This is a genomic window from Pseudoalteromonas sp. L1 (genome assembly GCF_021728095.1).
Lineage (GTDB): Bacteria > Pseudomonadota > Gammaproteobacteria > Enterobacterales > Alteromonadaceae > Pseudoalteromonas.
Genome location: NZ_JAKKCT010000001.1, coordinates 1 through 12275, shown reverse-complemented (window position 1 = coordinate 12275; position 12275 = coordinate 1). Strand labels below are relative to the sequence as shown.

General features: G+C 40.6%; 8 protein-coding genes. 4 read left to right on the top strand and 4 right to left on the bottom strand.

All coding sequences use genetic code 11. The annotated features are described in order from the left end of the window. Nucleotides 1-12: 12 nt before the first annotated feature. Together L3V38_RS00040 and L3V38_RS00035 are read right to left on the bottom strand one after the other, a co-directional pair. Nucleotides 13-2628: a DUF2339 domain-containing protein gene (locus L3V38_RS00040; protein ID WP_237118000.1), complete on the bottom strand. Its 2616-nt coding sequence runs from the start codon at nucleotides 2626-2628 to the stop codon at nucleotides 13-15. A gap of 94 nt (nucleotides 2629-2722) precedes the next feature. Next, entirely contained in the window at nucleotides 2723-4084 is a 1362-nt protein-coding gene (locus tag L3V38_RS00035) for a hypothetical protein (protein WP_237117999.1), read from the bottom strand. 348 nt (nucleotides 4085-4432) lie between these two features. Between L3V38_RS00035 and purU the strand changes: the two genes are divergently transcribed. Beyond that, on the top strand, nucleotides 4433-5263 hold the full coding sequence (gene purU / locus L3V38_RS00030; protein ID WP_062568809.1) for a formyltetrahydrofolate deformylase: 831 nt from the start codon (nucleotides 4433-4435) through the stop codon (nucleotides 5261-5263). A gap of 50 nt (nucleotides 5264-5313) precedes the next feature. On the opposite strand, the gene L3V38_RS00025 is transcribed toward purU, so the two are convergent. Further along, nucleotides 5314-5967 carry a response regulator transcription factor gene (locus L3V38_RS00025; RefSeq protein WP_130149549.1) on the bottom strand — a complete coding sequence of 218 codons (654 nt, stop codon included), beginning with the start codon at nucleotides 5965-5967 and terminating at the stop codon, nucleotides 5314-5316. Between the two features lie 96 nt (nucleotides 5968-6063). Next, on the bottom strand, nucleotides 6064-8004 hold the full coding sequence (gene acs, locus L3V38_RS00020; RefSeq protein WP_130149548.1) for an acetate--CoA ligase: 1941 nt from the start codon (nucleotides 8002-8004) through the stop codon (nucleotides 6064-6066). A gap of 305 nt (nucleotides 8005-8309) precedes the next feature. On the opposite strand from acs, the gene L3V38_RS00015 reads away from it, so the two are divergent. From L3V38_RS00015 to L3V38_RS00005, 3 genes are all read left to right on the top strand, one after another. Then, the gene (locus tag L3V38_RS00015) at nucleotides 8310-9479 is read left to right on the top strand and encodes a DcaP family trimeric outer membrane transporter (RefSeq protein WP_130149547.1); all 1170 of its coding nucleotides are present in this window, start codon (nucleotides 8310-8312) and stop codon (nucleotides 9477-9479) included. Nucleotides 9480-9628: 149 nt separating this feature from the next. Then, nucleotides 9629-11737, top strand: coding sequence for a TonB-dependent siderophore receptor (locus L3V38_RS00010; protein WP_237117998.1), 2109 nt, complete (start codon nucleotides 9629-9631; stop codon nucleotides 11735-11737). A gap of 219 nt (nucleotides 11738-11956) precedes the next feature. Next, nucleotides 11957-12275, top strand: a 319-nt coding sequence (locus L3V38_RS00005) for a transposase (RefSeq protein ID WP_346729893.1), incomplete at its 3' end; no start/stop codon positions are given.

The following is a 12275-nucleotide window of genomic DNA, read 5'->3' as shown; positions in this document are numbered from 1 at the left end:
CCTACTCTCTATTTAAGGCAAAGCATGTGGCTTTGCCTTAAATTTTTGAAACAGCCAACTTAGTGCAACCAATGAAATACCTAAGCCAATAAATGACACCGCTCTTAGCAGCCCCGTTAGATTTGCCATGTCAATCAAGAACACCTTCAACACCACTAAAACCAGTAAACCTAGCCCAAGCTTTTGCAGATCAACTATAGAGCGCAAGTGCCCCGCAATCACCACTAATGCACCTATCAATAACCATATTAACGAATATGTGTATAGTTCGGCATCTGAGGTCGACTGCGCTAAATTAATAAGCTCACCTTGCCAGCTGTGACGTATTTCAGCATTAATATAAAGAGCAAGAAAAGCACCTGCGAGGCAAATTAATGGCTTAACCAATTTAGTATTAATAGGCTTTATTAACTTTGCAACCCATAAGGTTATTAATGCAGGCACAAACCAGAGCAGTAATAACCAGTTAATAATTGGCCACTGACCTATGTCTATAGGCTCAAAGAAAGGATTCAACGCAGTGAGTAGTTTTAATGCGAATAAACCAGCTAGTGTTAAAAGTACAATCGCACTAGCCTGATAAAGCCTTACCAAATGTTGAGTAAACCTCGAACGCAATAAATACACACAGCCTAACACGCCCCAGTTACAGGCAAGTAGAATGTGTTCATACACCGATAAATTATCAAAATCAGGATAACGTCCCACTAATTGATAACTTGTTTCAGTCGTTATAAACAAAGCGATACAATGTAAAGTGGCGCCTTCTAACCATACTCGAAGAGGCTGTTGATGCCAAAACCTTGCGGCCCAGTAAAACAAACATGCACTGACAGGGTAAACAATGAGACTCCAGTGAACACCAAACAGGTTTGTGTCATTATAATCCACTAACCAAGGGGCTACGCTCAAGCGCGCGAGTAAACCTGCAACTAATGCTTTTAATGGCCAACTTGGCATTGTGATGCTGTGCTTGTTCACATAAAAACTAATCAATAACACTTGCACCGTTAATGCGAGAGTTAAACTACTTCCTTCAAGTAGCATAGTTAGCGCTAAACTAATATTAGCATTAGCACCAAGCCAGTAGCAGAATACCTGTAAAGGATGGTTATTATTTACTGAGAGTTTAAATAACAGCGCACTGACCGCTAACAACACAACACACCATAACGGATAAGCGCTCATTAAAGCATGGTCTGGGGTAATTAAATATAAACTTGCTACAATTACAAAGGTTGATAGTGAAGCTATTAATGTAAACCCTAAACGTTTTGGATACTTGCTTGAAAAGTACCACCCATAACTTAAAAACAACGCACTGAAAAACAGCCCTGCCCCGTAGTTTTGCCTAAAGACAAAAAGCTGCTCTGAAAAATCAACGGTGTTATTTTGTGCAATCAATAGCATTACAACACATGCCAAAGCGAGTAGTAGCCAGTTATCCCATACACTATTTTTTAAAATCAAAAATAGTAATAAAACAACAAATAACAAAGTGCTAAGCTGCCAGACAAGCAATGCATTGGTAGTGCTCATTAATAAAAGCACAGGGGACATAATTGCCAGCAGTAAGGGAGTATCTGGCAGTTGCCCTAGCATTTTTGTAAAGCGATAAGGGCGGTGCTCTACCTGCCTGAGCTTTAACCCTAAACGCGGTATCGCAATCAATAGTAGAATACTCAAAGCTGCATACAGATTAATAAACCATAAAAATTGGCTTGATGCAGTGACAGCCGCTAACCAAAACCAACCTAAGTGGCCAGCCCATAGCAAATACCATAACCAATGGCGTTTCACATAATGAGCCACTAAAGAGGCTGATACAGTAACAAAACCAACATAGGTCAGTAAGGCAATAAAGTCGTTACTTCCTGTACTTACCCATACCGGTACACTATAGGCGCCAATTATGCCAATAACTGCGAGCAGTGGGCCAAACCTTAATGCCATCCAACTGGCAGCCAGAGATACAAAGGTCAAAATACCAAAAGCAGGTAAAGGCTGTAATAACCCGTAATGTGAATAAGCAAGTAAAGTTAAAGCAAAACAGCTTATAAAGCCGCCACTAGCAAGTGCCGCAGGTATATAGTTACTAAACCCTTCAAAAACAATCCCTTTTCGATGCAACACCTCGGCGACTGTAATTAAACTTACACCAAACACGGCCCCTAAAATAACCCGCATAGACTCTGATAATAAACCTGCTTCAAGTGAATAACGGGCAAGGAAAATCCCACCAAACGCCAGCGCTATAGCTCCTACCCAAGTTAACCAATTGGCTTTAAATTGAGCAATAATTGGCGAAAGATAATCTGGCTTGGGCTGTTTTGAAACGCTGAGTTTAACATTATGAGAATCAACTTTAGGCTGTTCAAGATTGGTTGAATCGGGCTCTGTGTTAGTGGGTGAAGGCTGTGCATGCTCTCTTAATTGCGATTCAACATGAGCTGATACTTTAGCTTCATCAGCAAGATGCGGCTGATACGACTTTGACGTGATCGTCTTCCTTAACGCTATCACTTCTTTTCTTAAATTTGAAAGCTGAAACAGGGCAACAATACCCGCCACTGATCCAAACAGAATTACTGCAACCAGTAACACTATTAACGCAATACCTTCATCCATACATCATCCTTGTTTCCATAAAGCAAACGCTCTAATTATTTATACAATAAACATTTGCCGTGAGTAAAGCAACGAAGGTACTGCGTCAAACCTGTTAAGATTGTTCGGTGACAGTTCGCTCTAATGTCATTTTAAAGCCTGAATCTGCGGCATCATCATGCTCTATAATCAAAATGTAATTGCCTTCTTTGGTAAAATCCATATCACTTTGTTGGAGTAAAACAATTTGTTGCCCATTATCTTCAAATACAACATAGGTGGTGTAAATCTCATTATCTACGACTTGTTCTTCTTGATCATATTGATCGATACCATCAATAACATTACTCGTGCCTTCAACTGTTTCCCCATTGAGCGTGAAATACACGTCAACCTCATCGATATTCTGCCCTGCGTAACTGTCAATCAAATTCACGACTGTCACAGCATGGCTGTAACTACTTGGAGTTAAGTTCTCTTCAAGTGTCATCATACGCGGGCCGTACTCTTTATCTTTATAAAATACGCCCACAGCACTTTGCTCGCGTTCCAGAGTCAGTAAAAAGTTATCAACGATTTTATCTCCGGCCTCATCTAGCATAGCGACACTGTAGCTATTAGGTGACATATTGATGTAGTTTGAATACTGATCACTTGCAACAACCTCTGTGTTGTTGGTTGTTGTTCCGCGCGTTATCTTAAATTGTGTTTGTGGGTAGTCATCAATTGTATTTATAAAACGCAGCTGACCTTCGGCGTCTTGGTGATTAAGCTGAGTAACAGAGTTACTTGCTGTTACAACATCAAGGGTTATACCATCCTCTTCAGTCGCATAACTTGGGCGTATCATCGCAACATAGCTGGCTTCATCATTAAAATACACTGTAGGCGAGGCAAAAATGACATCTGTACTGCCACTCAAGGTAACATAAAGTGTGTAGTAGCCCTCCTCTAGGGTCGAAAGTTCCGGTACTGTAAGATATGGCGAGGTACTAATGAGCTCAGCTGTATCGAATAGACCATCGTCCGTTGCAATATAAACATCGTATAAATTATCTTCACCCACAATATTGAAAAAGCCGAGATTAAAGTCGTCTTCATCGGCAGATGTTGGAATACTCAGTTCAGTAAAAGTTGGCTCTGCAAAATCACCATTCATAACAACTAACTGAGTATAGTCATTTTTAATATTAATCGTGTCTTCATTAATTGTGATGTAACTATCATTCGCATCAATATATTCAAAGCTCAACTCATATTCACCAGAGCTGTAATTATGACGGGTTGATACATCTCCAAAATTAGTCCCCGATCGCTCGGTATCATCTACAAATAAGCGAGTATAAGGGCTGTTATATGAGCCATTATAAAGTTGTACATAACCACTATCACTGCCACTACTATCGTCACTTGAGCATGCAGTAAGTACACAGATGAGACTAGAGGCCATTATTGTTTTAAGCAAAGTGCTTTTCATGAAGTTTTTCCTTATTATTTTAATGCTCCCTTTGGACTAGAAAAAATCAGGAAAATTTCATATTTTACAAACTATTACCTTGATTTACAGTTACTTACCAAACCGTTAAAAAACGTATAGAAAGATGTGCAAAGCTACGTATTTAATAAAAATTATGGACAAAAAATCACACTTATAAAATAACTACTTCACTTTTCCACAAATAACCAATAATCATTACACTTTGTAATACAGCAAAGAGAGTTCGGCTTTTCTTAAATTAATTATTAGATAGTTAAAATTGCGCTATGCAGCACTTAAAAATTAGCAAATAATAAAGGCCACACAAACGGGATTAGAATGAGGACTATGAACACGATTTTAACCACGCAATGCGATGATGATGTTGGCTTAATTGCCAAAATCACAGGCCTTTGTCATGAGCATAATTTAAACATCACACGTAATAATGAGTTTGTTGATAAAGACGCCAAGCGCTTTTTTATGCGTACTGAGTTAAGTGGCACTGTGTCAGATAACTTTTTACCTAGCCTTGCAACCTTACTTCCAGATGGTGCTGAGCTTGCACTGCATAGCAGCGAGAAAACCAAAGTTGTACTGCTTGCCACTAAAGAAGCACATTGTTTGGGTGGTGTTTTACTCAAACAATTTGAAAAAGCTTTGAATATTGAAGTATTGGCCGTTATCGCAAACTATCCAGACTTAGCCCCTTTGGCAGCCGGTTTTGATGTACCATTTCATGTTGTTTCTCATGAAGGGTTGAGCCGTGCAGAGCACGATCAGCAAGTGGGTGACCTAATTGCCAGCTACCAACCTGATATTATTGGCCTTGCTAAATATATGCGAATTTTAAGCCCTGAGTTTGTCGCTCGCTTTGAAGGGAAAATAATCAATATCCACCACTCATTTTTACCGGCATTTATCGGTGCAAAACCCTATCATCAGGCTTTTGAGCGTGGCGTAAAAATCATTGGTGCAACAGCTCACTTTGTTAATAATGAACTCGATGAAGGGCCAATTATTTTGCAAGATATAACCCATGTTAGTCATGCTGATACCGCAGAAATGATGGCAAAAATGGGGAAAGATGTAGAAAAAACTGTTTTTTGCAAAGCCTTACAGTTAGCCTCTGAGCACAAACTGTTTATTAACGGTAATCGCACCGTGGTATTTGCTTAAGTTATTTTAATGAAGAGGCTAACCGCCTCTTTATTATTTTTATTATCTAATTACGAGTTCGACTCAATAGGATCAAGTTGAAGTTTTGAGGCAATAAGGACCGCTTGAGTACGGTTATATACACCAAGTTTTCTGAAAATAGCGGTGATATGTGCTTTTACCGTGGCCTCAGAAATATGTAATTCATAAGCGATTTGTTTGTTTAATAAGCCTTCGTGTAAGTACTGCAACACTTTATATTGTTGTGGCGTTAACGATGCCACCTGAGCGGCTATTTCTTTGTCTTCGCCATCAACCGCGGCGACTTTATCTTTAAGCTCTGTGGGTAACCATACATCCCCTTCAAGAATATGGTTAATAGCTATTGCAATGTCATCTGATGACGATGATTTAGGTATAAACCCCATCGCACCATATCCCATCACTTTAGAAACAATATTAATGTCTTCACTACCTGATACCACAGCTATGGGTAAGCTTGGATAGTCTTCGCGAATACGAATAAGGCCGTATAAATCGCCATTACCTGGCATGTGAAGGTCTAGCAGTAGAATATCAAGATCTTCTTGTTCGCTAAGCACTTGCAATGTGGTATCAAAGTTTTCCGATTCAAACACTTCTAAATCAGCGAACTTAGCACTCAATGCCCCTTTCAGCGCTTCACGAAATAACGGATGATCGTCCGCTATTAAAAACTGACTCATGGTTCACTCCTAATAAATTCGGCTGACACCTATTTCTAAGTGACAGCCGATATACTACGTTTAGAATCAACTTCTAATCAAGTTTTTAACGCATTTTTAACGATTTAATCTGTTCTCGATTAACTCATCAACCACACTCGGATCGGCCAATGTTGAAGTATCACCTAATTGTTGATGCTCATTTGCCGCGATTTTACGTAGAATTCGACGCATGATTTTACCAGAACGTGTTTTCGGTAGGCCTGGCGACCATTGGATCATATCTGGTGATGCAATTGGGCTTAGTTCTTTACGAACCCAGTTACGCACCTCTGCTGTTAACTCATCACTGACAGTCACGCCTTCATTTGGTGTAATATACACGTAAATACCCTGACCTTTGATGTCATGTGGATAGCCAACAACAGCCGCTTCGGCAACTGCTTCGTGAGCAACTAATGCACTTTCGATTTCAGCTGTACCTAGACGGTGGCCTGATACGTTAAGCACGTCATCAACACGACCAGTGATCCAGTAGTAACCATCTTCGTCTCGACGACAACCATCACCTGTAAAATACACACCTGGGTATGCTGAGAAATAAGTTTGCTCAAAACGTTCATGATCGCCATAAACTGTTCGCGCTTGTGAAGGCCAGCTATCTAAAATAACTAAGTTACCATCAACTGCACCTTCAAGCGTATTACCTTCGGCATCATACAATGCAGGAGCAATTCCAAAGAATGGACGCGTCGCCGAACCTGGCTTCATATCTGTTGCACCCGGTAATGGTGTGATCATAATACCGCCAGTTTCGGTCTGCCACCACGTATCTACGATTGGGCAATTTTCATTACCAATATGCTCGTAGTACCACGCCCACGCTTCAGGGTTAATTGGCTCACCAACAGATCCCATAATACGTAAACTGGTACGTTTTGATGTGGCCGTTGGCTCGTCGCCTTTCGCCATCAGAGCACGAATAGCCGTTGGTGCAGTGTATAGAATAGTAACATTGTGTTTATCAATTACTTCACCCATACGGCCCGCTGTTGGGTAAGTCGGCACACCTTCAAAAACAACCTGTGTGCAACCGTTAACTAATGGACCATATGCAATGTAGCTATGACCTGTGATCCAGCCCACATCGGCACTACACCAAAAGATATCATCTTCTTTTAAGTCAAATACGTACTCGTGGGTCATTGATGCATACACAAGGTAACCGCCTGTGGTATGAACAACCCCTTTAGGTTGACCCGTTGAACCTGAAGTGTAAAGAATGAAAAGTGGATCTTCTGCATTCATTGGCTCAGGTTCACACTCTGGTGGTAAATCCGCTACTAGGTCATGCCACCAAACATCATGGCTATTCCACTCAACGTCGCCACCTGTTAATTGATGCACGATGACATGCTCAACACTGGTTACCGAATCTTGCGATACAGCTTCATCAACGTTTGCTTTAAGTGGTACACAATTACCTGCGCGACGACCTTCATCAGATGTAATTACAACCTTAGCGCCTGAGTCGTTAATTCGATCAGCTATTGCTGACGGAGAGAAACCACCAAATACAACAGAGTGAATGGCACCAATACGCGCACATGCTTGCATTGCATAAATAGCTTGTGGAGTCATTGGCATATAAATCGCGACGCGATCACCTTTAGAAACACCTAACTTTTTAAGGCCATTGGCGAGTTTTGCTACTTCATCATGCAGCTTTTGATAGCTAATGTTTTCGCTTTGTTCAGGGTTATCACCTTCCCAAATTAGGGCTGTTTTGTTTGCATTTTTAGCAAGGTGACGGTCGATACAGTTATAAGAGGCGTTCAATTGTCCGTCTTCATACCAACGAATATTAATGTGACCTTTATCAAATGACGTGTTCTTCACTTTATTATAAGGGGTCGACCAATCAAGACGTTTACCGTGCTCTCGCCAGAATCCTTCTGGGTCATCAATAGATTGCTTATACAGTGTATTATATTTATCGTTATCAACGAGTGCTGCATTCTTGATATGCGCTGGAACTGGATAGATACTTTGTGACATTGTTGTCGTCTCCATGTTAATTACTTGCCAAAGGCTTACTTCAAGGATCACTCAGCAAAGCGACTTAAAATATTAGACCTTAGTTGTATATCTCACCAATAAACAAAAAACTTCGTAATCACCTTCTATAATCAAGTCCAATGTACTAATACATCTGACTAACTACCTTAATTTAAACAAACTTTGTTGCTCACTTAGTATTAGTACCACCTTAGTCTAATAGACCAATAGATAATTGAGAGAAATCACTTCTTAAACAACAGTGATACAACAACATACAAGTAGCTTTGACAGGAATACACATTATGACAACAACAAAAGTAACAGCCCTGAAGACATTAACTGCATCAGCAGTACTTTGTGCGCTGACAGGCACAGCACACGCAGCCACCATAGGTAATACTGATATCACCTATGGCGGTTATGTAAAACTCGATGCAATGTGGAGTGATTACTCATCAGGTATCCCTGATGGTTCAAGCGTTGGTCGCGATTTTTACGTGCCAAGTACGACTCCTGTTGGACCTGATACAGACAATGATGCTGTCTTTGATATGCATGCTCGCCAATCTCGCTTCAACTTTGGTACCGCAACCAAATTAGATAACGGAAAAACGATAAATACAAAAATTGAGATCGACTTTTTAGCATCTGCACCAGGTGGTAATGAGCGCGTTACTAATTCATATGCACCACGTATCCGACAAGCCTATGTCACGTATGACGGTTGGTTATTCGGTCAAGCATGGTCGAACTTCCAAAACGTAGGAGCTCTTCCAGAAACCCTTGATTTTGTTGGCCCAGCAGAAGGTACTGTGTTTGCTCGCCAAGCTCAGGCAAGGTACACAACGGGTAGTTGGTCTTTTTCAATCGAAAACCCTGAAAGTACCATTACCACTCAAGGTGGTGCTCGCGTAGCAACCGATGATGCCGCAATGCCTGATTTTACAGCCCGTTATACTCACAAAGCGGACTGGGGTGAGTTAGTTGTGACAGGTCTTGCACGCCAATTAACCTATAAAAAGAATGGTATTGATGCCGATGAGTCTTCATTTGGTATTAGCGCGTCTGGTAAAGTAAACTTTGGTCAAAACAACCTTAAATTTATGCTTACACAGGGTTCAGGCTTAGGTCGCTACGTGGGGTTAAATGTTGCTCATGGTGCCGTGCTTGATGGTGATGATCTTGATGCCATTGATTCAACATCAGGCTTTATTGCCTATCAGCAACATTGGAATAGCCAATGGCGTTCAACATTCCTTTATTCATTCTTCTCTGCTGACAATAATAGTGACTTATTTGCAATCTCTGGCGACCCTACAGAAACGAGTCAAAGCTATAGTGCAAATATCTTATACTCACCTGTTAAAAAGCTTACGTTTGGTGTTGAATATAAACATGCTGAGCGTGAACTAGAAAGTGGCACAGATGGCGATATGGATCGTTTGCAGTTCTCTGCAAAATACGTTTTTTAATCCCTAATCAGTTTTACTTCCTGAAGCGGCTTCGGCCGCTTTTTTTGTTTATTTTAAGCCAACACCGACAAACCTAATTGCAAACCATTTTCATTTAGATTACATTACGCATTAATTTACAATCTGAATTGAACTATTTGGGAATTTGCATGTCATCAACTAAATTTTTGCGCCTTTCACAATTGAGCTTAGTGACTTCAGCACTATTAAGTGGTCACGCTTTCGCTGCACAAGAAAAAGAACAACCTATTGAAAAAATAGCTGTTTATGGTCAGCACCATAAAAACTACATCACTGAAGAAGCGCAATCTGCAACAAAACTTGGGCTAACAATAAAAGAAACTCCCCAGTCTATCTCTGTTGTATCTCGTGCATTAATGAATGACTTTTCACTTGATGATCTGAACTCAGTCCTTGAAAGTACACCAGGTGTCACTGTTGAGCAAATTGAAACTGACCGTACCTACTTTAAAGCACGTGGTTTTGAGATAACAAACTTTCAGGTTAACGGCATGGGTATGCCACAAGACAACGGCTCTATCCAGGGAACTTTAGATACTTCAATTTTCGATAGCGTTGAAATTGTCCGCGGCGCCAATGGTTTAATGACAGGTGCTGGTAACCCATCTGCAACTGTTAATATGGTTTTAAAACGCCCAACTTATCAAACACAAGTCAATGCATCTGTATCGTACGGCTCTTGGGATAGCAAACGCTTAGAGCTTGATGCATCAACTGCACTAAATGAAAATCACGCTGTGCGTGCTGTATTTACCAAACATAAAGCAGAGTCTTATCTTGACCGCTATGAGCAAGATAAAACAATTTACTACCTTGCTTACGAAGGCCAGTTAACGGATAGCACGGTAGTAACGGCTAACTACGTTAACCAGAAAAAAGATGCAGATAGCCCATTATGGGGGGCACTCCCTCTTTATTATAGCGATGGCTCGGCAACTAATTTTGATGAATCAACCAGTACAGCATCTGACTGGTCTTACTGGAACAACACAACAGAGCAGTTGTTCTTATCAATTGAACAAGCAATTACGAATACTTGGTTCTTAAAAGCAAGCTATGCGCACTTAGAAAATGAGCAAGATTCAGAGCTTTTTTATGTCTATAAAACACCTGATAGAGAAACAGGTTTAGGCTTAATTGGTTACGCAAGCGAGTATGACCATAAAGATAAGCACGATATTTTAGATATCTATGCAACAGGTAAGTTTAATTTATTTGGCATGGAGCACGACCTATCGTTTGGTGTAAATCAAGCGGATATGGATAACGATGATATGTCTCTTTATGATAATGAAAATGGCTTCCCTCGCATGCCTGAACTAGGTGGTTGGGATGGCACAGCACCCACACCGACATTTGATGATGGTTTAACAGGTGCTGATATTACAAGCCGTCAGCGTTCTGCTTATATTTCTACACGAATTCGTGCCACAGACTCACTGAGTTTCTTAGCGGGTGTTAGCCATGTAAACTGGGAAACTGAGGGCGAGTCATATGGAAAAGCGAAAGATAAAGACAGTGATCAAACTGTACCTTATTACGGTGTAGTGTATGACATTAACGAACGTTTCTCTACATATGCAAGCTACACAGAAACTTTTGTACCACAAACAGAGCGTGATATTAACGGAGATTACCTAGATCCAATCACAGGTAAAAGCAGCGAAATCGGCTTGAAAGCACAATTACTTGATGACAACTTATTCGTCACCTTTGCGTATTTCGATGCTAAGCAAGAAGGCCTAGCTATCGCTGTTCCTGGTTCTCAACCAGATGACACACGCTACTATGGTGCAGATGGCATCAATAGTGACGGTTTTGAAATAGAAATGAGTGGCCGACTCAACGACACGCTTAGTGCTAGCTTTAGCTATAGTAACGTAAATATCGATGGTGATGAATTAGTAAAAGATTACACACCAGAGAATCAAGTTAAACTTGCTTTAACCCAGAAAGTACCTCAAATAGATGGCCTAACTTTTGGTTTAAATTACCAATGGCAGGATGACACGCAACGTGTGCAACCGACACAACCTTCAGGTGTGGTACCGGTTACAAAACAAGATGCCTATGGCTTACTAAACCTGATGGCAACCTATGACATTAATGATAATGTGAGTGTTAACTTTAATATCAACAACGTAACCAATGAGAAATACCTTCACAGCTTGTTCTGGGAGCAAGGTTACTACGGTGCACCACGCGGTTATGCTATGTCATTAAACTGGCAGCTATAATCTAACTTTAGCGTTTTTAATAATCCTATTAAACGCGCTATAAAATCGCAGCTACGCCCCGTAGCTGCGGGTTTACCCCACGAGCATTCAAATCCCGAAACGCGATATAAAATCGTGACTACGCCATCTTGTAGCAGATGTATGGACTCCTCCCCATAAACGGGAGAGTGCGGTATAAAGAAATTGCAGAAAATCTTTTACCAATTAAGGAGCCCATACATGACACAGTCTAATTTAATTGCTATTGATTTAGCAAAAAATATTTTTCAAGTCGCGCAGTTTCAAGGTAATAAACTTAAATTTAATAAACAAACCAACCGCAAAGCATTGCTTGAGTTATTAGTTAAAACAAAACCGTCAGTTGTTGCTATGGAAGCATGCGCAAGCGCTCAATATTTTGCACGTACTGCACAATCCTTTGGTCATAAAGTCATGTTGCTTGACCCTTTATTTGTTAAAGCATTTAGACAAGGTCAAAAAACAGATGCAAACGATGCTATTGCGATAGCCATTGCTAGTAAAGTGCCTAATGTCCGCA

Excerpts from the sequence above, each read along its gene's own strand:
- L3V38_RS00040 (WP_237118000.1), bottom strand. The coding sequence starts at position 2,628 with ATGGATGAAGGTATTGCGTTAATAGTGTTACTGGTTGCAGTAATTCTG.
- L3V38_RS00035 (WP_237117999.1), bottom strand. The coding sequence starts at position 4,084 with ATGAAAAGCACTTTGCTTAAAACAATAATGGCCTCTAGTCTCATCTGT.
- purU (WP_062568809.1), top strand. The coding sequence starts at position 4,433 with ATGAACACGATTTTAACCACGCAATGCGATGATGATGTTGGCTTAATT.
- L3V38_RS00025 (WP_130149549.1), bottom strand. The coding sequence starts at position 5,967 with ATGAGTCAGTTTTTAATAGCGGACGATCATCCGTTATTTCGTGAAGCG.
- acs (WP_130149548.1), bottom strand. The coding sequence starts at position 8,004 with ATGTCACAAAGTATCTATCCAGTTCCAGCGCATATCAAGAATGCAGCA.
- L3V38_RS00015 (WP_130149547.1), top strand. The coding sequence starts at position 8,310 with ATGACAACAACAAAAGTAACAGCCCTGAAGACATTAACTGCATCAGCA.
- L3V38_RS00010 (WP_237117998.1), top strand. The coding sequence starts at position 9,629 with ATGTCATCAACTAAATTTTTGCGCCTTTCACAATTGAGCTTAGTGACT.